24 protein-coding genes are annotated in these 26,863 nt (G+C 52.7%); 18 read left to right on the top strand and 6 right to left on the bottom strand.

Translation table 11 applies throughout. The features are described from left to right. Positions 1-143: 143 nt before the first annotated feature. Positions 144-4,535, bottom strand: a complete 4,392-nt coding sequence (locus BN348_RS02060; protein WP_040195864.1) for an MGH1-like glycoside hydrolase domain-containing protein — start codon at positions 4,533-4,535, stop codon at positions 144-146. 361 nt (positions 4,536-4,896) lie between these two features. Here BN348_RS02060 and rlmD point away from each other — a divergent pair, with 361 nt between their 5' ends. The 7 genes from rlmD (at position 4,897) to BN348_RS02090 (ending at position 11,065) form a co-directional block, all read left to right on the top strand. Then, positions 4,897-6,255, top strand: coding sequence for a 23S rRNA (uracil(1939)-C(5))-methyltransferase RlmD (rlmD, locus tag BN348_RS02065; RefSeq protein ID WP_040195865.1), 1,359 nt, complete (start codon positions 4,897-4,899; stop codon positions 6,253-6,255). A gap of 106 nt (positions 6,256-6,361) precedes the next feature. After that, positions 6,362-7,090: a DUF5710 domain-containing protein gene (locus BN348_RS12865; protein ID WP_197068263.1), complete on the top strand. Its 729-nt coding sequence runs from the start codon at positions 6,362-6,364 to the stop codon at positions 7,088-7,090. Positions 7,091-7,286: 196 nt separating this feature from the next. Next, positions 7,287-8,036 (top strand): GNAT family N-acetyltransferase, encoded by a 750-nt coding sequence (locus BN348_RS02075; RefSeq protein WP_040195866.1) that lies wholly within the window; start codon positions 7,287-7,289, stop codon positions 8,034-8,036. 19 nt (positions 8,037-8,055) lie between these two features. Next, a complete protein-coding gene (locus tag BN348_RS13795; RefSeq protein WP_156136384.1) occupies positions 8,056-8,340 on the top strand; it encodes a hypothetical protein in 285 nt (94 codons plus the stop codon). Then, positions 8,322-8,969 carry a hypothetical protein gene (locus BN348_RS02080; RefSeq protein ID WP_156136385.1) on the top strand — a complete coding sequence of 216 codons (648 nt, stop codon included), beginning with the start codon at positions 8,322-8,324 and terminating at the stop codon, positions 8,967-8,969. The genes BN348_RS13795 and BN348_RS02080 overlap by 19 nt, the downstream gene beginning before the upstream one ends. An 85-nt stretch (positions 8,970-9,054) precedes the next feature. Continuing rightward, positions 9,055-10,185 carry a GGDEF domain-containing protein gene (locus tag BN348_RS12870; RefSeq protein WP_052446636.1) on the top strand — a complete coding sequence of 377 codons (1,131 nt, stop codon included), beginning with the start codon at positions 9,055-9,057 and terminating at the stop codon, positions 10,183-10,185. Between the two features lie 70 nt (positions 10,186-10,255). Beyond that, positions 10,256-11,065, top strand: a complete 810-nt coding sequence (locus BN348_RS02090) for an HNH endonuclease (protein WP_052446637.1) — start codon at positions 10,256-10,258, stop codon at positions 11,063-11,065. An 18-nt stretch (positions 11,066-11,083) separates the two neighbouring features. Here the strand turns inward: BN348_RS02090 and BN348_RS02095 are convergent, their stop codons facing one another. Further along, complete coding sequence (locus tag BN348_RS02095; protein WP_040195868.1) at positions 11,084-11,350, bottom strand: DUF6794 domain-containing protein; 267 nt, start codon at positions 11,348-11,350, stop codon at positions 11,084-11,086. 100 nt (positions 11,351-11,450) lie between these two features. Between BN348_RS02095 and BN348_RS02100 the strand changes: the two genes are divergently transcribed. The 6 genes from BN348_RS02100 (at position 11,451) to BN348_RS02125 (ending at position 15,194) form a co-directional block, all read left to right on the top strand. After that, complete coding sequence (locus BN348_RS02100; RefSeq protein WP_040195869.1) at positions 11,451-11,675, top strand: helix-turn-helix domain-containing protein; 225 nt, start codon at positions 11,451-11,453, stop codon at positions 11,673-11,675. A 23-nt stretch (positions 11,676-11,698) separates the two neighbouring features. Continuing rightward, on the top strand, positions 11,699-12,232 hold the full coding sequence (locus BN348_RS02105; RefSeq protein ID WP_052446638.1) for a GNAT family N-acetyltransferase: 534 nt from the start codon (positions 11,699-11,701) through the stop codon (positions 12,230-12,232). A 79-nt stretch (positions 12,233-12,311) separates the two neighbouring features. Continuing rightward, positions 12,312-12,719: a DUF3795 domain-containing protein gene (locus BN348_RS02110; RefSeq protein WP_040195870.1), complete on the top strand. Its 408-nt coding sequence runs from the start codon at positions 12,312-12,314 to the stop codon at positions 12,717-12,719. Between the two features lie 189 nt (positions 12,720-12,908). Beyond that, positions 12,909-13,331: a pyridoxamine 5'-phosphate oxidase family protein gene (locus BN348_RS02115; protein WP_338140319.1), complete on the top strand. Its 423-nt coding sequence runs from the start codon at positions 12,909-12,911 to the stop codon at positions 13,329-13,331. Positions 13,332-13,513: 182 nt separating this feature from the next. After that, positions 13,514-14,416 carry an ABC transporter ATP-binding protein gene (locus BN348_RS02120; RefSeq protein ID WP_040195871.1) on the top strand — a complete coding sequence of 301 codons (903 nt, stop codon included), beginning with the start codon at positions 13,514-13,516 and terminating at the stop codon, positions 14,414-14,416. Continuing rightward, positions 14,406-15,194, top strand: coding sequence for an ABC transporter permease subunit (locus tag BN348_RS02125; RefSeq protein WP_040195872.1), 789 nt, complete (start codon positions 14,406-14,408; stop codon positions 15,192-15,194). The genes BN348_RS02120 and BN348_RS02125 overlap by 11 nt, the downstream gene beginning before the upstream one ends. A gap of 184 nt (positions 15,195-15,378) precedes the next feature. Here BN348_RS02125 and BN348_RS13800 read toward each other — a convergent pair whose 3' ends face one another. Together BN348_RS13800 and thrS are read right to left on the bottom strand one after the other, a co-directional pair. Beyond that, the gene (locus BN348_RS13800; protein ID WP_156136386.1) at positions 15,379-15,723 is read right to left on the bottom strand and encodes a hypothetical protein; all 345 of its coding nucleotides are present in this window, start codon (positions 15,721-15,723) and stop codon (positions 15,379-15,381) included. Positions 15,724-15,865: 142 nt separating this feature from the next. Continuing rightward, positions 15,866-17,800, bottom strand: coding sequence for a threonine--tRNA ligase (gene thrS, locus BN348_RS02130; protein WP_040195873.1), 1,935 nt, complete (start codon positions 17,798-17,800; stop codon positions 15,866-15,868). Between the two features lie 651 nt (positions 17,801-18,451). Here thrS and asnA point away from each other — a divergent pair. Together asnA and BN348_RS02140 are read left to right on the top strand one after the other, a co-directional pair. After that, positions 18,452-19,465, top strand: coding sequence for an aspartate--ammonia ligase (gene asnA / locus BN348_RS02135; RefSeq protein ID WP_040195874.1), 1,014 nt, complete (start codon positions 18,452-18,454; stop codon positions 19,463-19,465). Positions 19,466-19,518: 53 nt separating this feature from the next. After that, complete coding sequence (locus BN348_RS02140; RefSeq protein WP_040195875.1) at positions 19,519-20,694, top strand: phosphoribosylaminoimidazolecarboxamide formyltransferase; 1,176 nt, start codon at positions 19,519-19,521, stop codon at positions 20,692-20,694. 274 nt (positions 20,695-20,968) lie between these two features. Here BN348_RS02140 and BN348_RS14195 read toward each other — a convergent pair whose 3' ends face one another. Continuing rightward, on the bottom strand, positions 20,969-21,214 hold the full coding sequence (locus BN348_RS14195) for a TetR-like C-terminal domain-containing protein (protein WP_242844287.1): 246 nt from the start codon (positions 21,212-21,214) through the stop codon (positions 20,969-20,971). Positions 21,215-21,232: 18 nt separating this feature from the next. Further along, complete coding sequence (locus tag BN348_RS14200; protein WP_242844288.1) at positions 21,233-21,514, bottom strand: TetR/AcrR family transcriptional regulator; 282 nt, start codon at positions 21,512-21,514, stop codon at positions 21,233-21,235. Positions 21,515-21,662: 148 nt separating this feature from the next. Here BN348_RS14200 and BN348_RS02150 point away from each other — a divergent pair, with 148 nt between their 5' ends. From BN348_RS02150 to BN348_RS02160, 3 genes are all read left to right on the top strand, one after another. Then, on the top strand, positions 21,663-22,409 hold the full coding sequence (locus BN348_RS02150) for an EFR1 family ferrodoxin (protein ID WP_242844289.1): 747 nt from the start codon (positions 21,663-21,665) through the stop codon (positions 22,407-22,409). Continuing rightward, positions 22,409-23,182, top strand: coding sequence for a nitroreductase family protein (locus BN348_RS02155; RefSeq protein WP_040195876.1), 774 nt, complete (start codon positions 22,409-22,411; stop codon positions 23,180-23,182). Before BN348_RS02150 ends, BN348_RS02155 begins: the two co-directional genes overlap by 1 nt. A gap of 828 nt (positions 23,183-24,010) precedes the next feature. Then, complete coding sequence (locus BN348_RS02160; RefSeq protein ID WP_040195877.1) at positions 24,011-26,128, top strand: SipW-dependent-type signal peptide-containing protein; 2,118 nt, start codon at positions 24,011-24,013, stop codon at positions 26,126-26,128. Positions 26,129-26,863: the final 735 nt, after the last annotated feature.

A 26,863-nucleotide genomic window follows, 5' to 3' on the forward strand; every position in this document is an offset into this window, starting at 1 on the left:
AGGCCGGGTGTCCGGGATGAGCAGGGCTTAACAGAAGATCAGTAAAAAGGATACGGCCCGAATTTGGACGGTATCCTTTTTGTGCTGCGTTCCATGACAAAGGGACTGTCCCATCGGGGCAGTCCCTTTGTCACAGAGGGGTGTTACGCGTTTAAAATATGAAGCTTGATCCGCAGCAGGTCTAAGACGTTAAGCCTGCCGTTTCCATCCATATCCGCCGCCCTGAAGGCTGCGGCGTCCGAAAGCCCGCTGCTCAGGATGGCCGCTTTGACCTGTAAGAGATCCGAAACGCCGATTTTTCCGTTGCCGTCCACATCGCCGCCGATGACGACGGTGCCGCTCTGCAGGACCTCTCCGCCGGCGGTCAGCACGGCTTCGCAGCCGGTGCCGACCAGCGCGTCGCCCTCAAGCTCATTACCATCCTTGTCAACGATGCTCAGCGCCGCGTCGACATTTTCGGAGGTGTGGGAGAGCTTCTCCAGCAATGTGGAAGCGGTGGTATTCTCCTGTACGCCGTTTACATAGCCCTCGCTGTCCAGCGCGATGGAAGCGTCGTTCGAGGTGATTTCACCCGCCGCGTTCACCTCGCTGAGTGCGATGGCGCTCAGGTTCATGTTTGCCCAGGTGTCGTCGTAGACCTTGTCAACCAGCATGCGGACCGTCAGCACATCGTCCGGATTGTCCAGCTTGTAGTTGATCGTGAAGACGCGGCAGAGCGCGCCGGAGGTGGTCTGTGATTTCTCAAACGAGCTGGTTGTGCAGGCAAGCTCCTGATCGCCCGCATAGGCGGTCAGCTGGACTCTGGAAGCCCAGGAGCCGGCATAAATCTTGACCTGCTGTTCCTTTTCGCTGTATGGGAGCGTGAACTCGAAGCCACTGCCCAGCCCGTTGGCGATGCGGGCACGGCGGCTGGTTGCGGGGGAAACCGCGTTCTTGGTGCCGTCGCTGTAGACCATGTTGGTGGTGTAATCGCCGGCATTGCCCTGTGAACGTCCGATCAGCTTGATGCCGCCGATGGATTTTTCCGTGACGTTCTTACGCTCGATAGTATCCATGTTGTCGGTGTCGAAGTAGACCCAGTCCTTGGTTCCGATGGCGGTCAGGTCCGCTTCGGCCGGGACGTTGTCCACGCGGCTCATGATTTTGGCCGGCGCGTAGATGTCGGTGACGTCCGGGGCTTCATCGGTTTCCCGCAGGCTGATGGCCTGGATGGTCAGGTTGCCGGAGTTGCCGGAATAGGATTTTTCCACATACAGCTTGACCTGTACGTCGTCGTCCGGATTCTGGGTCAGGTAGTTCACCTCGAAGACATTGCACAGCGCGCCCGAGGTGGTTTCGGTCTTGCCGAAGGTGTCGCTGTAGAGGGTTTCGCCGTTGATGGTGAGCTGCAGGCGGACGGTGGATGCCCAGGAGCCCGCGTAGACACGAAGCTTCTGCATCCTGCCGCTGGCCGGGAGCTTAAACGAGAAGCCGTTGTTCACGCCGTTGGCTTTGTAGCCGGTGTGGTTGTTTGACGGGGACTGCGCGCTTCCCTTGCCGTCGGTGTAGACGAAATTGGTTGTGGTGTCCCGCGCGATGTCGTTGGCCAGGACACCAAGCGGCGTCACATCGGTGATGAAGCTTTCGGGGATGTCCTTGCGCGCGTAGCTCTGCAGTGCGGCACTGCCGAACTGCGCCCAGTCCTTCGCGCCCTCCTCGGTCAGGTTGGCGCTTGCCGGCGCCGCGCCGACCGTACCGGCCGCATACGGCTCCTTGCTTGGGACGATGGTCTTGATGGTGATCGGGAGAACCTTCTCCACGACCGCGGATTCATAGGTGACCTTGACGCCCAGCTTGATGGTCTTGTCCAGCTCCGGCAGGCTCGGACGGATGACCGCGCCGGTTTCGGAGATGCGGGAGACATCATAGTTCACAAATTCAAATTGACTGCCGTAGATCGGTCCGGTGACGTCGAAGTTCAGGTCAGTTTTGACATTTTTGACGCTTTCATTCCCGTTCAGAATGGCGTCGATGGTCTTCTCAAAGTCGATCGCGGCACGCTCGGCGTCGGACTTCGGCTCCTCTTCCGGAACCTGGTTCACGATGTCGCTCATATCGCTCGGAACGCCGTCCTTGATGCCGACGACTGATACGTAGTATTTCTGGTAGTTGTCGAGGCCGGTGATTGTATAAGGAAGGCTTTCGGTTTCGAAGGTCTGCGTCAGTCCCATCGGGTCGGTGCCGCAGAGGACCTCGAAGCTGTCATACTGTCCCTCGGCTGCGTCTGCGCTGACGGTGAGCTGGCCGTTGCCGGATGCGAGCGTCACGTTCTGCGGGATGGCCGGCGGCTTCGGATACTCGGTTCCGCCGTCCTCCAGGATGACGCCCTTGAGGGTGATTTTGCCGGTTTTTCCGGACTGGTTCTGCGCAATGCGGTATTCGGCCATCAAATATTTGCCGTCGCTTGCCGCGCGGAACGGGATTTCAACCATGACGACGTGTTCCTCGTCGCCGGCTGTGATGGTTTTGGTGAAGTTCTGCTGGGACGCATCCGAAAGCGACGCCTTGACGGTCGCCTTCGCGTTCTGGACGCCTAAAACCAGCTTCATTGTTTTGAGGTCGTGTCCGGCCTTCGCCATGACCATAAAGCCATCCCGTTCGCCGGTTTTGACATATTCGAAGAGTTCTTTTCCTTCTACCAGCCCGTCCATCGCGCTGCTCTTCTGGACAGACGCGTTGCGGAAGCCGATCGTGTTGATGTTGTAAAGCGAGGAATCCTCTTTGCCGAACTGCTTTTTCAGGCCGTCGACAACCGCATTGTCGTCCTCGTTCTGGAACAGGACATAGTCGCGGCTGCCTGCAAGGTCGATGCCGGACTGCTGGAAGCCGGAGACGATGCCGCCGAGGTAGGCCGGGTTGTTCTCGGTGCCCTCTACGGCATAGCTGGTCTCGCCCGCCGGAACCTCGAAGGTGTTCTTGACGCCGTCGATGGTGACATTCAGCGTGAACGGCTTCGTTGCGCTGACCGTGATGGTGGTGCCGGAATCGGCGGACGCGCGCTTGTCGGCGCGCAGAGAGATGCGGTCGCCTGCCATGTACAGGTTGTCGATGCCGCATTCCTCGCTGAGCTTCAGGTTCCAGTTGACCTCGTTCTTCGGTGCGCTGAGCGTGACGCCGAGCACATCCTCGATTGTGGAGCCGATGGCCAGCGCGCCGGTCCAGCCGACAAAGTTGAAGCGGACGATCTGTTCGCGGTTGTGTTCCCTCGCGGGCGCCGTGTAATCCGAAGAATAGCATTCCCACAGCGTATGGCGGAAGGTGCCGTTGTCGTCATACGCGCCCTGCTGGTACAGGTTGGTCAGCATGTTCAGATGCTGAATGCCGGACTGGAATGCCAGATCGTCATAGCCGTATGCCTGCAGGCCCTTGAGGAACTGGTAGGAGGTCGGCGACCAGACCGAACCGTTCCAGTAGTAGCCCAGCGGGTTGAAGGTCGAATAGTCATAGGTGACGGTCGAAAGGCCGTTCGGACGGAACATCTTTTCGGAATTGAGCACATAGCTGTCGATCATCGCCTGTGCGCGCTCCGGTGTAGCGACCAGTCCGGACATGGCCCACAGGCCGGTCGGCGTCGCGATGTTCGTGAAGTTCTGGTTCTTGTCGAGATTGAAGTAGAAGTCTCCCTCCTCGCTCCAGAGCTTTTCATTGATCAGGGCCGAGAGGTCCTCGTATTCCTTCTGATATTTCTGCTGGTTCTCGGTGTCGCCGATCTCTTCGGCGATCTTCGCGATGTAGTAGGCGGACTGCGCCTGCTGGATGCTCAGATCGTTGTAGGTCTGTTCACGGCGTCCCCAGTCCTGGTTCGGCGTGTCGTCCAGGCCGTTGCCGTCGCCGGAGGTGTGGCCGTAAAGGCCGTTGTCCATGATGCGGGTGCGCTTGATGAACTCATAGTGCGACATGATGCGCTCCAAGACGGTCTTGCCCTTGATGACCTTGTTAAAGCGCTCCTTGTCGCCGTGCACCTGATACTGCTCCCATTCGGCCCATGCCCAGAGCGGCGGGTTGAGGGCGGAGGTGGATTCATAGCCGTACCAGTTTCTCGCATCCGATTCGGTGATGCGGCGGCTGATGTGTCCGTCGTCCGGGCCGTCGGAATCGATCTGCTGGTAATAGAAGTTGTCCAACGCCTGCAGGGTCGGAAACTGATGCAGGCCGTACTTGTCGAACATCATCATAAACAGCGTGTCCCATGCGAAGATGGTGTTGTCGAACGCCTCGTCGACATAGTACACATCTTCCGGGTTCAGCGGAAGCGGGGATTTTTTGATGTTGCCCTTGTGGAATTCCCATGCCGCGTTGTAGGTTTCCTCCCATTCGGGATGCTCGGCGAAGTGCACCTTGGGAAGGTCGTTCATGTCGATCTCGTAGCCGCCGGCGACAATCTCTTTGCCGGATGCGGCCATATCGGACGCTGCCGCCGGGAAGGCTGCAAATGAGGAGAGAACGGTTGCCGCGGCAAGGGCGCATGACAACGTTTTCCTGAGTCCGTTGATCATTTTTTTCTTCCTTTCCTTTTTCAAAATTTAAAAACAGACCAGTCGGTATCAAAATGAAGTCGGCTGATCTGCTTCCAGACAAATTCTATCACACACCGCATGAAACTCACACAATGTCTTGAATTTATTATAGCATAAAGCGAAATTGTGTCAAGATTTTTGATGAAATTTAAATGGTATAATTCTATAACCAATTTTTGTTCAATCTATCTAAAATTCATCCCGTTGTCTCGGCGGATGCAACAGGATTTGAAATTGTCCGGCTGCATCCGAACGGATTGTTAAGAGAATGGAAAAGACATGGCGGATTGCGATGATTTATGGTAGAATATAAGAAATAGGAAAGGCGGGGGAAGCGCGTATGGTTCAGAAAAATGAGATCCTGGAGCTTGAGATTGTCGATATCACCGAGGAGGGGAACGGCGTCGCAAAGCATGACGGCTTTGCGGTGTTCATTCCGAACACGGCGGTGGGGGACCGAGCGCAGGTGCGGATTGTCAAGGTGCTGTCCTCCTATGCGTTCGGCAGGGTGGAACGGCTCATCTCCCCGTCAAAGGACCGGACAGACCCGGGCTGCGCGGTGTTCGGCCGCTGCGGCGGATGTACGCTGCGGCACATCGGTTATGAAACCGAGCTTCAGCTCAAATACAAATGGGTGGCGAACCATCTCAGGCGCATCGGCGGCATCGAGGTTGTACCGGAGCCGATCCTGCATACCGGACGCACGGCGGGATACCGCAACAAGGCGCAGTATCCGGTCCGCGTCGAGGACGGCAGGGTTATGACCGGCTTCTTTGCGAAGCGCAGCCACCGGATTGCCGCGTCGGACCTCTGTGATCTGCAGCCGGCGCTGTTTGAGGATATCTTAAAGGAAATCCGGACGTTTGCCGAGAAACAAAAGATCCCGGTCTACGATGAGCAGACGCACAGGGGCTGCCTGCGGCACATCTATCTCAGGCTGGCTGAAAAGACCGGGCAGGTCATGGTCTGCCTGGTTCTGAGCGGCAAGGGGATGCCGAAGGAAAAGCTGCTTGTCAAGCGGCTGACAGCGCGTTTTCCACAGATTCACAGCATCATGGTCAACGTGAACCAGAAAAAAACCAATGTGATTCTGGGAGACAGCTGCCGGACGATCTATGGAGCGGATTACATCGTGGACGAGCTGTGCGGCGTGAAGCTGTGCCTCTCGCCGCTGACCTTCTATCAGGTCAACCGCGACGCAGCCGAGCTGCTCTACCGGCAGGCGCAGGAATATGCGCAGCTCACCGGGGAAGAGACATTGCTCGACCTCTACTGCGGGGCCGGTTCGATCGGCCTTTCGATGGCGCATCGTGTGAAAAAGCTCATCGGCGTAGAGGTCGTCGAAGCGGCGGTGGAGAACGCGCGGCAGAATGCAAAGCTCAATGGCATCGGGAATGCGCGGTTCTTCTGCGCGGATGCGTCGTCCGCCGCGAAAAGGCTGGCAGAAGAGGGGACAAAGCCGGATGTGGTCATCGTCGACCCGCCGCGCAAGGGCTGTGACAAATCGGTCATCGAAAGCATCGTGCGGATGGCGCCGAAGCGGGTGGTCATGATCTCCTGCAACAGCGCGACCGCCGCGCGGGACTGCAGGGCGTTTGAAGAGATGGGCTATCAGGTCATAAAGGCAAGGCCGGTCGACCTGTTTCCGAGGACCGGGCATGTGGAGTGCGTGGTGTTGTTGACAAAAACTGAGAAGTAAATATACGAGAATAGCAGGGCGATAAACTATTAATGCCAGTCGGATAAAAAGTGAAAAATATGGTTTAAAGAGATGAAATGAAATTTAATTGGAAAGGAGAATAGTGATGAAGCTATATTTAAACGTTCCCTATAGTGAAAAAGAAGAAGCGAAATCTTTAGGTGCTAAATGGAATGCAAGAGTGAAAAAGTGGTATATAAATACAGATCCTAAGGAGTATACCAAATTTTCAAAGTGGATTTTAGGAGATACAGATGATGCGGTAATTGCTACAGAATACATTTTTATCGTTGAGAGTCAGCAAAAATGTTGGAAGTGTGGTCAGTCAACCAGAGTAGTAGGATTGGGAATAGGGGAATTTGTACATATATACGGTGATGCGGATGATCCTCACTTTGAGATTGTTGAAGATTATGTTGAGCCGGGTGAGGAATTGCATCTTGCATGGGCTGATAATGAAAATGATATTCCTCCCAAATTATTAAAATATTTAAAAGATACTTATTCTGTGAAGACAGGGTACTCAAAAACAATTGGCCGTAAATGCTTTGCCAATCATTGCGATTGTTGCGGAGTGCTGCAAGGCAATTGGTTTTTATTTAATGAACCTGATAGTCCCTTGTCTTCTTGTGTAGGCGGCGACGAACTTATAGAAAGAATGTGCAAATTAAAAATAAAAGGGATTCCTATTAAGGATGATTTACAGCTTGATTGGAATGTTGGTTTTTGTTCAAATGACTATGCTTACTTTAAATATGGACAATTTGAGGAATTGGTTTTATCGACAGATCCTAATGATGAGTATATTTCATATGAAGAACTCTATTGTCTATAAAAAGTGAAAGATATGATTAAAAATCAAAATAGCCAAAACACTTGCAATAGAACGATGATGAAATAGAGCAGTTGTCGAGTTAAGAAAAACAAGAGTTGTTGGTTATGATAATATATTTAGAAACAACTGAACTAGTGTAGTGCGTCATATTGTTGACGAAGAAGCAGTCAAATGAAATTTGAAACGAGGGTACATGATGAATGATCATTTTATAAACGTCACAGCGGAAAACCTTGCGGATGAACATTTATGCTGTATTATACGCACGAAAAAGCTGCATCCGGGCGTTGAGGCAAAGCGGCAGTGGCTTTCCGAACGATTGAAGGAAGGGCATGTCTTTCGGAAGCTGGATGAAAAGGCCACCGTTTTTATCGAATATGCTCCGCTTGAAACAGCATGGGTTCCTGTCCTGGGCGACAACTACTATTACCTGTATTGTTTATGGGTGTTGGGTAACTTCAAGGGAAAAGGATATGGAAAGTCGCTGATGGAGTATTGTATAGCCGATGCCAAAGAGCATGGAAAGTCCGGCATCTGTATGCTTGGATCGAAAAAACAGAAGTCGTGGCTTTCTGACCAGTCGTTTGCGAAACGGTATGGTTTCGAGGCGGCGGATACCACCGATGACGGCTATGAACTGCTTGCCCTTTCTTTTGACGGGACAATGCCAAGGTTTACACAGAATGTTAAAAAGCAGGAAATTGAAAACAAGGAACTGACCATTTATTACGATATGCAGTGTCCTTATGTTTGCCGATATGTCGAGAAGATCGGACAGTATTGTCAGGAGAATGATGTTCCTGTATCGTTTATAGAAGCGGATACATTGGAAAAGGCAAAGGAATTGCCCTGTGTCTTTAATAATTGGGCGGTGTTTTATAAAGGGATGTTTCAAACAGTGAATTTATTGGATACTGCCGCCCTAAAAAGAATCCTGAAAAAATGAACAGGCGGATGGAAGATGTATGAAATACAGCTGGAACGGGAGTGCCTGTCATCCCATGTTCCGGCGCTTGACAGGACGGGAACAGGGAGGCTTAGATGAAAGCGGACAGAAAAGAAGGAACGCGGCCGCCGTGACGGACAAGGCTGAAGCGATGAATGAAGAAGGGATGAATATCTATGAAACGGATCACAGCTTTTATCAAAAAAATAAGAGGCAAAAGCGCCGATTATTTTTCAGAATATCAGGGGGATATCGCGGGCAACAATGCGATTATGCTGAGGTTGTTTGGACAGAAATGAGGTGATTTGTATTAATAAGTACGATAGATACTACTTTGAGAAATATGCCCTTTTATCAATATGTCACCTCTTAGACTTAAATATTGAGGATTTTGAGCATAAAGATCGACCGGATTTACAAAGCGAAACGCTTAATATGGGTATTGAAGTTGTTCGTGCTATTACGGAACATGATGGACTTGTTAACTCTTTGGTTGGAAAATATTTCAACAAAGGGGTGTCTGGAGATGAAGTTATTGATTTAATAAACAAAAATAATCGTCAAAGTAGGTTTAAAGGTTCAGTCTATTCTGTCAACGGAATTGCAGTCTTATCAGATACGAAAGGCTTATATAATATTGAAAAACATAATAAACTAATCAAAGAAAAAATACAACAAAAGTCTCTGCTAAGCGAACATTATAAACGCTACAAAGTCAACGGACTTTATTGTTTTGCCCATACATCTTGGTTAAATGAATCGGGTTATTCTGACATAATAGATGAATGCAAAAGAAGCGCGTTTAATCTTGTATTCATTAACTGCGAGGACACTATACTTCAGTGGGACGCTTCACTTAGTAGCTTTACAGAGCACGAAGTGTCTAAATGTTTGGCAGAGTGGAAACAATCAGCGGAAAAAATGAATGTGTAATGTCATATTCAATGGTATAGGAGAAGGAACGCGGCCGCCGTGACGGACAAGGCTGAAGCGATGGATGAAGAAGGGATGAATATCTATGAAACGGATCACAGCTTTTATCAAAAAAACCAAAAGCAAAAGCGCCGATTATTTTTCAGAGTACCAGCAGGACATCGCGGGGAACAATGCGATTATGCTTAAGAAAGCGAATATCCTGTACATCGCGCTGCTGTCTGTCTATACGGTGGTTTCGGCCTTGATCTTCCGCAATACCATGCTCCTGATGATTTATATGGTGTTTATCATCTGCGCGGCGGCTTTTCTGCTGGTACAGGACCGGATGATCCGAAGATATCACCATTCCTTTGCCATCACGCAGGCGCTTTGTATGGACTTTATCATGATGGTCATGGCGTTTGTCATCGTCATCAGCGTCCTGCCGTTTCCCGAAAGACCAGCCATCTTTTTCCCCATATTGTATCTGGTCATGACGGTGCTGTTCATCTTTCCAATCTGGCAGACCGCGATCCTGCTGACAGGCGTGGAGGCCGTGTTCCTGCTCTGCGTGTACCTGTTTAAAACGCCGGGATGCATCTCCTACGACGTCTTCGCATCGGTGACGGCGTGGGGCCTGGGGTTTGTGTTTTCCTATCTGGTGCTGGACCTGCGGCTGCGTGAGAACGATGTGCGCCGCGAGCTGGAACGCATCAGTGTGATGGATGAGACCACCGGGCTGTTCAACCGGCGGTCGTTCAACCAGTACATCACACGGACCTATGCGCACTGCCGCGAAAACAGCCTTCCGATCGCCTTTTTCATGATGGATATCGACCATTTCAAGGCATACAACGACCTGTACGGGCATCCCGCGGGAGATGAGTGCCTGACGGCGCTGGGCCGTGCGCTGCGCGCGGCCTTCCAGCCGGAGGACGCCTACATATGCCGTTACGGCGGGGAGGAATTTGTGCTGATCCTGGCGGGGGACCAGGTTCGGGATGTCGCCGGAACAGCCCGGGCCATCACAGAATGCGTGCGGGGATGCGGGATCGAGCACAGCGGAAGCAAAACGAACTGTGTCACGATCAGCGTCGGCGTTGCGCAGGAAACCCCGGCGGCGCGGGAATCCTATATGCATTTGATCCGGCAGGCGGACGCTGCGCTTTACCACGCGAAGGAAAACGGACGCAATCAGGCGGCGTTTTATGAAGAAGGCATGGGGCTGAAATAAGGGGAAATCGTATGTATAGCACGATGGTATTTATTGTGTTAAATATATGATTGAGCAGGAGGAGACATCAGTGGATAAAAGAATTTATCAGATGACAAAAAATATTCAAAGGGAATATTATTATGACGAAGTGACGGTCAGCACAGAGCAGTGGATACAAGTTTTGAAAGAACCCGATGTTTTTACAGACAAGAGCTTGAAAGCTATTATGATGCTGTATGAACAACCCGAGCATCGAGGTACTTGCTATGAGATTGGACAAAAGTATAATGTGTCACCGCGAAGCATTAATGGAATCATCTTGCATTTGGCTAAACGTGTCTGTAAATACTTTGATATTCAATATTTTGGTGTGGGAGATAAGTTTGTATATTGGATTGCGCTTATGAAAAAAGGCCGACATGTAAAGACGGAACAAGGTGAGCATTTTGAATGGGAACTTCGTCCGGAATTGGTGACTGCTATAGAGCTGTTAAACAGAAAAGCGGATGAAGAATTCAACGATGATTTAATAAGTGTTGTTGAGATTCCTGGAGCGGATAGTAATTTCAAAGGGAGCAGGGAAGGAAAGCGCGTCGGCTATTATACTACCAAGTATGAAAGAGATCCAAAGAATCGTAAAGCGGCAATCCAGATTCATGGAGCTGTCTGTGCGGTTTGCGGCTTTGATTTTGAAAAGGTATATGGAGAGATTGGCAGAGGATTTATTGAAGTTCACCATCTAGTTCCTCTGTCAAGCACAGGTGCTATTGTGGACATTAATCCCTATACCGATTTGGTTTGTCTTTGTTCGAATTGTCACAGAATGATACATAGAAGAAGAGACAATGTGTTGACGATTGAAGAGTTGAAGACAATGATAGCAAGCAGAAAAATCTAATCAGAAAAGTATATAAGTTTATTTATCTTTACAATATCTCTGAAACTCCCTGATCACGATATCCGACATATCGTCTATATGCCAGATATCTTCCCACAAAAACATTTTGAATAGTTTTTTATCCTGCGTAATAAGGTTATTTCTAATCCAAGTACCAAGCCCAAAATGATACAGGTATAAATCTTCTGGCGGGGTATTTTTGAACCGTTCCATTTCAGCTTCACTAAACAGCTTTTCAATTTCAGGAAAGCTGTTTTTTAAATATTTGTATAATGATTTAGTCATGTATAATCACCTCATACTACAGTATAGAGTTTATAACTCTAATTGTCAATAGTGGAATAAACTCTGCCCTATAATGAAGAAAAAAACATGGGGTGGTAGTATGAATTATTTGGAGAGAATTCGTGGGCTTAGAAATGATCGGGATTTATCGCAGAAGACCGTTGCGGAACTTCTACATGTTGGACAGAAAACATATTCTGATTATGAAAAAGGTAAAACCCGTATTCCGCTGGACAGTATGATCATATTGGCACGGTTTTACGATGTGGATATGAACTACATCTGCGGAGTCAGCAATGAACGGCGGAAATTCCCACAGAAATAGCGGTGTTTTGGAAAGGATGCACGATGGAACTTGAAACAACCTCTTTGAAGCTGATCCCGCTTTCGCTGGAGCAGTTCGCGCGGCTTTTGGACAGCACGGCGTCGATGGAGCGGGCGCTTGGGCTGTCGTCGTCCGGCATGGAGCTGGACACCGAAACCAAAGCCGCCATGCAGTCGCTTTACGCGATGGCGCAGGAGCATCCGGCCTGCTTCTGGTGGTATACAAACTGGCAGATTGTTTTAAAGGCGCAAAACCGTTCGGTCGGGAGCTGCTGTTTTATGGGCGGCCCGGATGAGAACGGGGAGGTCGAAATCGGCTACGGCATCCATGCCGGGGACCGCGGCAGGGGATACATGACCGAGGCCTGCGGCGCGCTGGCAACCTGGGCGGTATCCCAGCCCGGCGTGCGCGCGGTGAAGGCCGAGACCGGCCGCGGAAACCTGTCCTCCCAGCATGTGCTGCGCCGGAATGGGTTTATCCTGACGGATGAAACCGGTCAAAGCCGGTTCTGGAAGCTGGATGCTCAGCGGACAGCGGAAGCGCCGGATTCGCGGTGAAGGCTTTATCCATCGGAAAGCGGTGAGGCCTGAGGCCGCCGGCAAGCCTGGCGGGCGTATACACAGAGGAGGATGCGGTATGAAGATGCCTGCGCACATCGATGAGCGGATGCTGGCCCCCTGCGGGATGAACTGCATGGTCTGCTACGCGCATCTGAAGCCGAAAAAGGCCTGTCCGGGCTGTCTTGCGGACGATCAGGACAAGCCGAAAAGCTGCCGGAGCTGTCTCATCCGCGAATGCGCACAGCAGCGCGGGCTGAGACTCTGCGCCGCGTGCGGGGATTTCCCGTGCGTATCCGTCAAAAAGCTGGACAAGACCTACCGCAAGCGGTATGATGTCAGCCTGATTGCGTGCGGCAGGGATGCGCTTGCGGATTTACAGGGCTTCCTGCTTAAGGAGCGGGAACGCTGGAGCTGCCAAAGCTGTGGCGGCGTCCTGTCCCTGCATGACGGATGGTGCAGCGGCTGCGGACAGAAACCGGATTGATCCCCGTCCCATGGATGCATGGGGCGGGGATTTTGCCGTTTTTCCAAGCTGATATTCATATATGGCCTGTCCGGGAGGCGGAAAGCGAAATAGTATACAAAAATATCGCGCATTCAACCGATGGATTTTGATTGTAATTGTCATCCTGATGCCGTATAATGGGTAAAAAAGCTGGGAGGTACCAAAACTATGATGCGGGATAAGAACAAGACCATCGGGAACATCATCGATCAGCAGAAGACGGCATATATCGGCGTTGTGGAGGAGGATGGCTATCCGGCCATCAAAGCGATGCTTGCGCCGAGAATCCGCGAGGGCATCCGGGTATTTTACTTCACAACCAATACATCTTCACAGCATACGGCCTTCTATCGGAAGAATCCGAAAGCGACCATCTATTTCAGTGAACGGCGGTTCTACCGCGGCGTCCTGCTGCGCGGCACCATGGAGGTTCTGACGGACGATGAGAGCAGGCGGATGATCTGGCAGGAGAAGGACGTCATGTATTATCCGCTTGGCGTGACCGACCCAGATTACTGCGTTTTGAAGTTTACCGCCGAAAGCGGGCGATATTACAGCAACTTTAAATCCGAGGACTTTACAGTGGAATAAAGCCTATCCACATGCTGGAAGTGCGTGGCGGAGGAATTTATGGTGGAATGAAGCATAGCCGTATGCAGGAAGCGCATGGGCGCATGGAGAATGCCTGTGCGCGATAATATGAGAAATACCTGAAAAGGTTTTCTATAGGCCGTCCGGCCTTCACGCCGGACGATTGAGAGGAGAGAAATGAGATGTCTGTGATCAAGGTGGAGCATCTGACCAAGGATTATGGCATGAACAAAGGCGTGTTCGATGTCTCCTTCGAAATTGAGAAGGGAGAGGTCTTTGGCTTCCTTGGGCCGAACGGCGCGGGAAAGACCACGACCATCCGGCACATTCTGGGCTTTTCCAGGCCGCAGGACGGCCGCTGTGAGGTGGATGGGATGGACTGCTGGAAGAAGCCCGACAAGATTCTGAAGCAGCTTGGCTATCTGCCCGGCGAAATCGCGTTCCCGAATGATATGAAGGGCATCCAGTTCATCAGATTCATGGCGCGCATGCAGGGGATGTCCGGCCTGGGACGGGCTGAGGAGCTGATCAAACGGTTTGAACTGGACCCGTCCGGCAGTTTAAAGCGCATGTCCAAGGGCATGAAGCAGAAGATCGGCATCGTGTGCGCCTTTATGCACAATCCGAGCATCCTGGTCCTGGATGAGCCGACCAGCGGGCTTGACCCGCTGATGCAGAATGTCTTTGTCGAGCTGATCGAAGAGGAGAAGAAAGCCGGCAAGACCATCCTGATGTCCTCGCACATCTTTGAAGAGGTCGAGAAGACCTGCGACCGGGTGGCGATGATCCGGCAGGGCCGCATCGCCGCCACGCTGCAGATGGATGAGATCGAGCACAACAAGAAAAAGGTGTTCAAGCTGGAATTCCTGCAGATTGAGGATTACCAGAGGTTCCTGCGGGAGCAGCTGGATTTCCAGGCGGCGGATGAAGGCAAAAAACAGGTCTGGGTGCGGGTCAAGGACAAGGACATCAATGCGTTCATCAAGGTTCTGGCGAACTATCCGCTCAAGTTTTTGAGCGAGGTCAAGAGTACGCTGGAGGATTATTTCATGAATTTCTACGGAGGTGATTCCAATGTTCAGTAGGCCTCTGTTTATGCGCACCGTCAAATCCAACTACAAGGTGCTTTTGATCATCACGGCGGTGCTGAGTTTTTATCTGATCATGATCTGTGCGGTGTTCACACCGAAGGCGCTGGGCGAGATGATGAATTTTATGGAGAACATGGGCGAAATGAGCAATATGTTCGGCAGCATGAACAGCGTCATCGGCTTTATCGGGCAGGGCTACTACGGCATGATCGCCGTGATGTTCCCGATGATTTACTGCATTGTGGTCGGCAACAAGCTGATCGCGGCGCAGGTCGATAAGGGCTCGATGGCCTATCTGCTGTCGACGCCGACCAAGCGCAACCAGATCACCATCACCAACGGCATCTACTCTGCGTTGTCGATTGCCGCGATGTTTGCATTCATCACGGCGCTCGGCATCGGCGCCTGCTCGATCTTCCAGCCGGATGAGCTGGACATCGGCAAATTCCTGATATTCAACCTCGGCGCGTTCCTGCTGATGTTTGCCATCAGCGGCATCTGTTATCTGTCCTCCTGCATCTTCAACCAGTCGCGGTATTCGATTGCGTTTGGAACCGGCATCCCGCTCGCGTTTTTCCTGTTCAAGATGCTGGCGGAATCCTCTGAGGAGCTGAGCTTCTTCAAATACCTGTCGCTCAACACGCTGTTTGATCCGAATGGAATCCTGATGGGAGAGAGCTTCGCGCTGAAGTTCTGCATCCTGGCAGCCGTCGGGCTTGTCTGCTATATCATCGGCATCCGCGTATTCCGGGAGAAAGACCTGCCGTTATAAAAGGCATCCGGTGTTTGGATAATATCCATATTCTTGAGAACAACGGACAATTAACGTACCAGCAAGGTATTGGGGTACTATAAGAGAAGCCTGTAACCGGAGAAGCGTCCGCTGCTAGCTATGCCCAACCACTCAGCCCAAAACAAAACGCCGCCCACAGGCGACCGAAGCGGAAAGCGGGATATCAGGGGGGATTTTCAAGGGGGCCACCACCTGCGGTGGGGCGCTCGGCTACGCCGCCTTTACTACTACATTGTTGCGGTGCGTTTGTCATAGGCTCTTTTCTTATCTCAGTGACGCGTAGCGCGTGCACCAGCGCAGCTGGCTCCTTGAACGGCCTTTCTTGGTTACTTCTTTGGCCGGCAAAGAAGTAACGACCACACAGCCAAGGTCCCTTGGCAAACATAGTAAAGCCGCTGCGCTTCAGCGATACAGAAGCATACAGCCGGGTTGGTTCGGCAGACAAAAAGAAACCACTGCGCCGCCGCAGTACAACAACACCCTGCCGAACCAGTATGCTGGCAAACAAAGATCGAATACTCCGCTGCTATAACAAGTGAAAAACGCCCTGTCCCGCATGAGCGGGGCAGGGCGTTTTTATGTGATGCATATGCTATCGGATGAATTGGGTGATATGCCTGCGTTCAGAGAATATACACATCCTGGATTATTCAGTTCTTTTTGTCCTGAACCTCCTGCACGCACATCGCGATGAATTCATCGACCGGCATCGCGCCCAGATCACCGTTCTTGCGGGAACGGACCGCAACCTTGTTTTCCTCCATCTCCTTATTGCCGATGATCAGCATGTATGGGATCTTTTCAAGCTGCGCTTCGCGTATCTTGTATCCGATCTTCTCGCGGCGGGTATCCTGCGTGACGCGAAGGCCGCTCTTTTTCAGCAGGCTGGCCAGATTGCCGGCATATTCATGCTGGCCTTCGCCCATCGGCAGCACGGCGACCTGCACGGGGGAGAGCCAGAGCGGCAGCGCGCCCGCGTATTTCTCGATCAGCATGGCCAGCGTGCGTTCGTAGCAGCCGATCGAGGAGCGGTGGATGATATACGGATGCTTCTTGATGCCGTCCGCATCGACATACACCATATCGAACCGCTCGGCCAATGCAAAGTCGATCTGCACGGTGATCAGCGTGTCCTCCTTGCCGTGCACGTTCTTCATCTGGATGTCCAGCTTCGGTCCATAGAAGGCCGCCTCTCCGGCTGCCTCAACATAGTCGATGCCCAGATGGTCGAGGATCGCGCGCATCTCGGTTTCGGTTTTTTCCCAGGTCTCAGGCGCGTCGATGTACTTCTCCTTATCATTTGGGTCCCATTTTGAAAAGCGGTAGGAGATCTCATCGATGATGCCCAGATCGGTCATGATGGTTTGAATCAGGCGCACGACGCCGCGGAACTCCGCCTCAACTTGCTCCGGCGTCACAATCAGATGACCGTCGGACAAGGTGAACTGGCGCACGCGGATAAGCCCGTGCATCTCGCCGGATGCTTCGTTGCGAAACAGCGTGGAGGTTTCGGCATAGCGGATCGGGAGATCCTTATACGAGTGCAGGTCGTTTTTGTAGATCATGTACTGGAACGGGCAGGTCATCGGACGCAGCGCGAAGACCTCCTTGTCCTTCTCCTCATCGCCAAGTACGAACATGCCGTCCAGATAGTGGTCCCAGTGACCGGAAATCTTGTACAGGTCGCTTTTGGCCATCATCGGGGTCCTGGTCAGCACATAGCCGTTCGCCTCCTCCAGATCCTCGACATACCGCTGGAGAATCTGGATGACCTTGGCGCCCTTGGGCATCAGCAGCGGAAGCCCCTGGCCGACCGTTTCACAGGTTGTAAAGTATTTGAGCTGACGGCCCAGCACATTGTGGTCGCGCTTTTTGGCCTCCTCAACCCGTGCGAGGTATGCGTCCAGTTCGGCCTGTTTCGGATAGGCCGTACCGTACACGCGGCAGAGCATCTGCCTGCTGGAATCGCCGCGCCAGTAGGAGCCGGTCGACTGGGTCAGCCTGAACGCCTTGACCTTCGATGTGTCCATCAGGTGCGGCCCGGCGCACAGGTCCGCAAACTCGCCCTGTTTATAGAAGCTGATGGTCTCACCCCTGCCGGCGTGCTCACGAATCAGCTCGAGCTTGTATGGTTCGTCCTTCATCAGCTCCATGGCTTCCTCTGCCGGCAGCGAAAACCGCTCGATTTTGAGGTTTTCCCGGACGATCTTCTTCATCTCGGCCTCGATCCTTTGAAGGTCTTCCGGCGTGAACGCGGTTTCAACGTCGAAGTCATAATAGAAGCCGTTGTCGACAGCCGGGCCGATGGCGAGCTTCGCGTTCGGATACAGGCGCTTCACCGCCTGCGCCAGAATATGGGACGCGGTGTGCCAGAAGGTCTTTTGTCCCTCGATATCCTCAAAGGTTAGAATCTGAAGTTCACAGTCGGTTTCGACCGGGGTGCGCAGGTCCACGGCCTTTCCGTCAATTTTGCCGCAGCAGGCGATTTTATACAGCGTGTTGTCAAGCGTTCCGGCGATTTCATACACCGTCGTTCCGGATTCATAGGCTTTGACGGTACCGCCTTTTAAAGTCACATGGATCATGGGATGCTCTCTCCTTTATTGTTAAGATATCCGGTTATCATCCGGAATATGGTGGTTAACAGATGGCTTGTAAACAAGAATACAGGGAAACTGTTTGTATGGAAACTCTGCGCAGTGTTTGGGACAGGCGTCCCTGCCAGCCGTCTTGCAGCCTGTACAGAGGATGTTCTGGAGATGGGCGGGGGAAAGGGCAGCAAAAAAAGCTCCATCTTCCGAATCCATCCGTACATGCATGTACCGGGATGTTTTCGAAGATGAAGCTTGTATTCACAAGGCTCCACGGTCCCACTTCGGTTGCGGAAGATATTCCGCCCCTCAAACGGCCTTAACGCGGCTGCTACGGCATGCTTGGCTCCATTCGGAGTATTTCACATGCGCTCCGAGGCGGTACCGCGGCCTGTCTTTCCCATCCATGCTTTCAGCCGGTGACACGGACTCTCTGATCGGAAAGGGTTGTCGGCGCTGCGGCGTCCTCTTCCACACTTTAGAGCTATCTTAGCACGCCGGAATGCGGATGTCAACCCTGCCTGTGTAAGTTTTCGGTAATGGAGATGTCATGGCAAATTCAGCTTCCCGCAATTGTATTTTTGCCCAATCCGTGCTATACTAAAGCAATATGATCGATCAACCAGAGTTAAAGGAGAGTTGCAGATGTCTGTAGAGAAATTGATACTGCCCGAAGGATACCATTCCAAACTGGATATCATCGAGACGGAGATCGCCATCAAGCTGGCCAAGGATACCTTTGAGAGACTGTTAGCCGAGCGGCTGAACCTGCTGCGCGTTTCCGCGCCGCTGTTTGTGCGGCCGCAGACCGGACTGAACGACGACCTGAACGGCGTGGAGCGCCCGGTTCAGTTCGACATCAAGGAGCTTGGGGGCGATGTGCAGATCGTGCATTCCCTCGCGAAGTGGAAGCGCCTGGCGATCAAGCGCTATGGAATTGAGCGCGGCCGCGGCCTTTACACCGACATGAACGCAATTCGGCGCGATGAGGATCTGGACAATCTGCATTCTGTCTATGTCGACCAGTGGGATTGGGAGAAGAGCATCGTTCCGGCGGACCGCAATATGCAGACATTGAAGCAGACGGTCCACGGAATCGTGGATGTGCTCAGAAAGACCCAGAAGACGCTGCATGAGCGTTTCCCGGTGCTGGAAAACTTCCTCGAGCAGGATGTCACCTTTATCTCCACGCAGGAGCTGGAGGACCGCTGGCCGAACCTTACCCCGAACGAGCGGGAAAACCGCATTGCAAAGGAGAAGGGCATTGTGTTTATCTCCGGTATCGGCGGCAGGCTCAGGAGCGGCGAAAGGCACGACGGGCGCGCGCCGGACTACGACGACTGGACGCTGAACGGCGACATCCTGATCTGGTACCCGGTATTGGGCCGCGCGGTCGAGCTCTCCTCGATGGGCATCCGCGTCGACGCGCCGAGCCTGACGCGCCAGCTTGAGCTGAGCGGCTGCGAGGAGCGCCGGCATCTCACCTTCCACAGGCAGCTGCTGAGCGGCGAGCTGCCGTTGACCATGGGCGGCGGCATCGGGCAGTCAAGGCTCTGCATGGTGCTGCTGCAGAAAGCGCATATCGGAGAGGTGCAGGCGTCGGTCTGGAGCGACGAGATGATCGAAACCTGTGAAGCGAACGGCATCCATCTGCTGTAAGAGGAGGATGTCCGTCATAAAAACATCCATCTGATTTGGAAAGGAAGGATTCGATGAGCAAAGAACTGGAGCTTAAATACGGCTGCAATCCGAACCAGAAGCCGGCGAAGATCAGTGCCGCGCAGGGCGAGCTGCCGGTCGAGGTGCTGAACGGCCGGCCCGGATACATCAATTTTATGGACGCGCTGAACGCCTGGCAGCTGGTCTGCGAGCTGAAGGAAGCGACCGGCCTTCCCGCGGCGGCGTCCTTCAAGCATGTCAGCCCGGCCGGCGCGGCTGTGGCGGTGCCGATGTCCGATGTGCTCAAAAAGATCTATTTCGTCGATGATCTTGCGCTTTCCCCACTTGCGACAGCCTATGCGCGGGCGCGCGGCGCGGACCGCATGTCCTCCTACGGCGATTTCATCGCGCTGAGCGATACCTGCGACGAGATGACCGCGCTGCTCATCCAGCGGGAGGTGTCCGACGGCATCGTTGCGCCGGGCTACACCGACAGGGCGCTCGAGATCCTCAAAAGCAAGCGGAAGGGCGGCTATACCATTTTGCGCATGGACGAAAGCTACCGGCCGGATCCGATAGAACGCCGCCAGATCTATGGCGTCACTTTCCAGCAGGGCCGCAATGAGCTGAAGATCGATGAAAGCCTGTTTACAAGCGTCCCGACCATCGCGAAGGAATTCCCGGCGGACGCGGTGCGGGATTTGATCATCTCGCTGATTACGCTCAAATATACCCAGTCCAATTCGGTCTGCTATGCGTTCGACGGGCAGGCCATTGGCATCGGCGCGGGCCAGCAGTCGCGCATCCACTGCACGCGGCTTGCCGGAAACAAGGCCGATACCTGGTTCCTGCGGCAGCATCCGAAGGTGCTGGGCCTGCCGTTTAAGTCCGATATCCGCCGGCCGGACCGTGACAACACGATCGACGTCTACATCTCGGACGATTACATGGATGTGCTGGCAAACGGCATATGGGAGAATTTCTTCACCGAAAAGCCGGAGATTCTGACAAGGGATGAAAAGCTGGCGTGGCTCGAGAAGATGGACGGCATCAGTCTCGGGTCGGATGCGTTCTTCCCGTTCGGCGACAACATCGAGCGTGCGAAACGCAGCGGCGTGCGGTACATCGCGCAGCCGGGCGGTTCCATCCGCGACGACCATGTCATCGAGACCTGCGACAAGTACGCGATCGCCATGGCGTTTACCGGAATCCGCCTGTTCCATCATTGAGCAGACGGTCATCGATATAATACAGTGATGATTGTTGAAATTTTATCGTTCTTAAATATTATAGTGCCGAAAAGCCAATCCATGGAACATGGATTGGCTTTTTCAGTTCACGTGTCGGCTTGTCTGCAGAATGCGGATTGTCCAGAACCCCACCTGATCCCCGCTCCGCTTTGGTCAAGAAATGACATGCATCGGCAGGCAGAAGCGCAGTGTTCAATCCTGTTAAAAGCAGAACGAATATATTTTTAATGGATAAAGCGTATGATATAAATCTTTACCCGCATGTATGGGATGGGCCAGAATTATTTGCGATTCGTAAAAATTCATCCGCCATTGCTTCGGGCGTTTCTTTCATGCCGCTCTCGAGCCAGCAGAGCAGCATGTTATAGAAGGCGCCTGAAAAATAGTAAAGCTTATATTTGGATATGGAGTTAATTGACATATTGCCGCTTTCGTCGATCACGCAGTCGGTGATGACGTCCAGCAGGGTGGTCGCCAGCTTTGCGTGATGGAAAGCCAAAACGAGGCCGGCATGCTTCTAATAGAATTGAAATTTGTAAAGCATCACTTCTCTGTTATGAAAATCTTCTGTAAGAAATGGCTTTTCCTCATGATAATGCAGTGCCATTTTTTGTATGCCATAGTCTATGAGCTCCTCCACAGACTTGAAGTTGCGGTAAAAGGATGCCCGAGCGACGCCGGATTGTTCAATCAGCTCGGTAACGGTCAGCTTTGACCAGTCCTTGTGCCCCGCGAACTCGATCAGCGCGGAAAATAAGCGGTCTTTCACCTTCTGGTTGGCTGCTTTTCTCTTGTCCATGATACAATTTCCCTCCTTTTGTCTCAGGTTGGCCGGTTGACAATCAATCCCTATATGATACAATGTGTATCATATAGGGCGATCATCATTTTGTCAAGAGGAGAATATTATGGTTTTATATTTTAGTGGTACCGGCAACAGCTAGCATGTGGCGCTTCAAATTGCAAAAATCATATCGGACGATGAAATTGTTTCAGTCAACCAGTATTTGAAGTCCGGCGGAAAGGCCGCAATCCAGTCAGAACGTCCGCTGGTGTTTGTGGCGCCGACCTACAGCTGGCGGATGCCCAGGGTCGTCGAGCAATGGATTTTGGAAACGAGCTTCAGGGGCAGCCGGGATGCCTATTTCATATTGACCTGCGGCGGCGGATGCGGAAACGCCGCGGCCTATGCGAGGAAATTATGTGTCAAAAAGAACTGGCGGTTTTGCGGGCTGGCCCCGGTCATCATGCCGGAAAATTATTTGGCGCTGTTCCCGACGCCGGAGGAAGCGGAATGCCGTTCGATCGCGGATCATGCGCAGCCATCCATCGCCGCGCTTGCAGAGCGGATCCGGGCGGGTGAATGCTTTGACAAACCCGCGGTAACCTTTGGAGAAAGGCTGCAAAGCGGCCCGGTCAATCCATTGTTTTACACATTTTTTGTGCGGGACACAGGGTTTACCGTTTCGGACCGCTGCATTTCCTGTGGAAAATGCGCATCCCGATGCCCATTGAACAATATTGATCTGAAAGCTGGAAAACCAACGTGGAACGGCAGCTGCACGCATTGTATGGCGTGTATCGGCGGCTGTCCCGCCGAGGCAATCGAATATAAGTCCAAGTCCAGAAAGAGGCACCGCCATTATATCATGAATGATGCTTTGTGCTGGGGAAGCGGAGGTCAGGTGAAATAATGAGAAAACATACCGTTCAAATCGACTCTCAAACATGCATTGGATGTGGTCTGTGCCGAAAGGATTGTCCCACAAACAACATTCAGCTGGAAAATAAAAAAGCGAAGATCATCGCGCAGGACTGTATCATGTGCGGCCACTGTGTTGCGGTTTGCCCGAAAGCGGCAGTCTCCATGACAGGCTTTGACGAGCCGCCGGAAGAGATCGGGAAACCGACCGTATTGGATCCACAGACGCTGTCAGCGGCAATTAAAACGAGGAGAAGCATCCGGCAGTTCACAAAACAGCAGGTGCCGGCGGAAGTCATTGCGCAGGTTATCGAAGCCGGCCGCCTGACGCCTACCGGCGGGAATGCGCAGGATGTGTCGTTTATCGTGTTAAAAGATGAAATGGACCGCTTTGAGAAATTGGCGGTGAAGCTGTTCAGACGGCTTCTCCCGCTGATGAAACTGGTAAATCCGGCGGCGAGACGGACGGACATTGACGATCATTTCTTCTTCAAAAAGGCTCCGGCCGCCATTGTCCTTGTGTCCAGGAATCAAGTGAACGGCTCCCTTGCCGCGGCCAATATGGAGCTGATGGCGGAAGCCTGCGGTCTGGGCGTATTATACAGCGGTTTTTTCTCTATGGCCGTGAATCGGTCCCGTGCTCTGCGCAAGATGTTCCAGCTTAAAAGAGGGGATAAGGCTGTCATGACCCTGGTTCTTGGCTATCCTGCCGTAACCTATCGTCGAACCGTACAAAAGGACCCGGCTGCTGTCCGGCAGTTTTGACAGCAGCATTTTGCGCAGTGAGCCTTCGGGGATATGCATGCTCCATATGGATGCTTCCAATAGCGGCGGGCAATCTGTCTGTGCATCGATGCGGAACGTAAGCTGCGGAACCCATTCCAGCGGTGCGGCGAACATTCCCAGTACGGGATGGCAAAACAGCCTGCAGGGTCTGCGAGCGGGCGCTGCGGGCGTCCCGGCAGTGCCAATGAAACTGCACGGCATCCCCTGTTCGCAGACTCTGCCAATTGAACAGCCGGACCGATGTTTTCAGCATATGTACCCGAGAGCGGGCTTTCTGAACGCAGCGGCGCTCGGATTTACCGGGTGGAGAATGGAATAAAATACCGTCCGGTTTTTTAAAACAATCCGATGAAAAGCTTCAGCGCGGCATTTACAAAAAATATGCAGGCGCTGATTGCGAACGGTTCTACAGTGTATCCTGACCGGCAGCTGTACGGTTTCTGTGCCGGTGTTTACAGTTCAGCCAAGAGTCTCTGTGAAGCCCGGCTTCACAGAAACTTGATGCAACAGGCCCCCCGCCGGCTCAAGCTGGCGGGGGGCCTGTTGCATCGATGGAACGAACATCAGATTTGTTTGGATTAAGACGCAGTATTTCCGCAAAAGAATTGACGATAACAGTCGACTGTGGTACAATATAGACATAATTTATGAAAAGTATGTACATATAAAGGCGTGGATAAAAAGCGCATCAACAGGGGTTCCTGTGTGCGTTATTTTATAAACAGTTTCAGAGAAAAGGAGGGCAGACATTCTTATCCCATCAAACGAATGATCAACCATAATCCACAATGCAGGAGGAGAAAAAACATGGAGAAAAAGAACACAAGAAGATCGCTTTGGGCCTGCGGGCTGTCCATCATCCTGTGCCTTGCAATGCTGATCGGCACAACCCTTGCATGGTTCAGCGATACGGTTTCCAACAAGGGCAACCGCATCCAGGCGGGTAATTTAAACGTCCAGTTCTACAAGTACACGGGCGAAGGCGCGCCCGGCACGCTGAACACCAGCTGGAGCGAGATCGACAACGAAACCGAAAAGGACTTCATCTTCGGCGAAGACTTCAAAAACTGGGAGCCGGGAGCCGAAAAGACCATCTACCTGGCTGTCAAGAACGCGGGTACCCTGAATCTCAAGTACAACATGGACCTCGTGATACAGGATAACACTCTGACCGATACACTGCTGTACGGCGTGTCCAGCAATAAGACAAGCCCTGAAGCGCAGGTGAACGCGGACGGATCGATTGCGGCGCTGATTAAGAACGGCGTCATCGCGGCCGCGCCGAACGGCAGGCTGGATGCCGGCGAGGTGGAATACATCACGCTGACGATCAAGATGATGGAATCCGCAGGAAACAGCTACCAGAACGACGGCTTCGAAGCGGACATTGTCCTGACGGCGACGCAGACGAACGGATCGGTCAAGAAGGCATACAGCGTCGCGGACATCAACGCGGCGGCGGCAAACGACACAATCGTGCTGATGAAGGACATCAACGAACCGACAGAAAGCGTCAATCTCAACGATTTCGCGAACATCGACCTCAATGGCTATACGCTGACCTGTGACGGCTTTACGCTGAACGCATCCGGCTACGGCACCATCGATTTTGCAAACGGCCGGATCAATGCGGGCTCCTTTACGGTAAATGCTGAAGACGCGGCGGTAAACCATGCGTCCGACTGCACCATCACCGTAGCAGGCACCGGCGTCATCCATGTCGCACAGCATTCCTACAACCTGTTTGGCAAGCTGCAGGCAGCGGAGCTTGACCTGAAAGGCGAAACCAAATTTGTTGCGAGACCCGGCTCGGTTCTTGCGACAAACACCATTACAGCGGCAGTGGGCGTTGTCGCGCAGCAGCAGGGCGGCTCCACGGTGACCAATGTTGCCGGAGACAGCAAGCCGGACGGCGCTGAGCTGACCCCGGTCGAGGGTGAGACACAGGGCGGTACCCAGATTCCGGCCGGTGCTGTCGCTGTCACACCGCAGACCGCACAGGACACACTGAACACCATCCCGAACGGCGCGACGGTCTATTTTGCTCCCGGCAATTATGATGCGCTGGAGCTCAACAACCGTCCAGGCTCGGACATCGTGGATCAGGCGGCCGATTGGAACCCCGGAAAGAACCTGGTTGTGACCGATACCATCAAAAACTTGACGCTGCTCGGCGATCAGGCGGTGATTACCGGCGGCTTCAAAGCCGGTGTGGGCCACAATCCCAACGTGCAGTATGATACGGAAACGGGATATTACCATGAGCAGATGGGTTCCCATTACTACAAGAAAACCTATATCGACGGCCTGACCATCAAAGGCTTCACCTTCAAGGGCTGCCGGATGGAATTCGGCTACTACTATGGAAATGATACAACGAGTTTTGGAAGTGTCAAAAACCTTGTGGTAGAGAACAATGTCTTTCTCGACATTGGAACGTCAAATTCCGCGCAGGCGATCAACGCCGGCTGTTCGACGACCGGCGTCTTTGAAAACTGGATTATCCGGAACAACCGGGTGGAAAACGCGTTCCAGGGCTTTTACATCCAGAATGTATGCGGCCTGGAGGTCAGCGGAAACGTCATCAAGAACACCGTTCACAACGCGATCGCGGTTCAAAGCGACGCGTCGGGAGCGAGAGGCCGCATTTTGCTGCAGAACAACACCATAGAGAAGGCCAGCGACCGTGCCATCCGGTTTGGCAATCTCATCGATGCGCAGGTGACCATCACCGGCAATACGTTTATCGCATCCGGCGATTCCGACGGTGAGATTCTTAAGACAGTTAATGTGGATGCGGCGAGTACCATCTCTGTGCAGAACAACCTGTGGAAATCCTCTGTCGATGCGGAGGCTGTCCCGATGCCGACTCTGGAGAAGGCGGCCGGTGAAGCGGCTTCCAATCTGGTCGTCAGACATCCGTAAATCATTTTTATGTATCTGCTAAGAAAGCGGGAAACATTTTGTTTCCCGCCTTCTTTTTTCTTAGGATGAAATTTCTTTTTGCTGTTGGAATAAGTTTTGCTGTGTGAAGGTGATTCTGCACTGGCGCGCAGTGGCTTTTTTATGTTGCCAAGACAGCCTTGGCAAGGTGGCAGTTACTCTTTTGCGTGGCCAAAAGAGTAACCAGAAAAGGCCATTCAAGGGGACTGCCGCCCCCTTAAAAATCCCCCAATCACGCAGCTTTTACGGAATGGGGCAGTTTCTGCTTCTAGATGACGGCAAGGCTCCCGCAATGGCTCGGTTCAGAGGCACCATGTTGCGCAGTGCTCCAATGTATCGTCGTTCTGTCGCTGTCAGCGTTATCTTCCATCGAAGAGCGGTTATCGTCTAGCCTCATTGTTTCAACCACGCCATAGCGGGATTGGTTTATCTGAGGATATAAGCGCATTTAAGCTGAGACATGTGTAAAAACAACTTTTTCACGGATATGGAAATTTAGTTACCTCGCGGCTAAGGGAATCGGGATACCGGCAAAGAAAGCCTCAGGGAACGTTGACGTCCGCTGCTGGCCATTCAGCCACCCTGCCATCTAAACGCCGCCCGCAGGAGGCCGAAGGAGAAAGAAGAATATCATGGGGGGATTTTCAAGGGGGGCCATCTGGCCTGGGGGCGGCACTGTGCATGGCCCCCCTTGAACGGCCTTTCTTGGTTACTTCT

Origin of the sequence: Candidatus Soleaferrea massiliensis AP7, from assembly GCF_000820765.1 — a bacterium.
Lineage (GTDB): Bacteria > Bacillota > Clostridia > Oscillospirales > Ruminococcaceae > Soleaferrea > Soleaferrea massiliensis.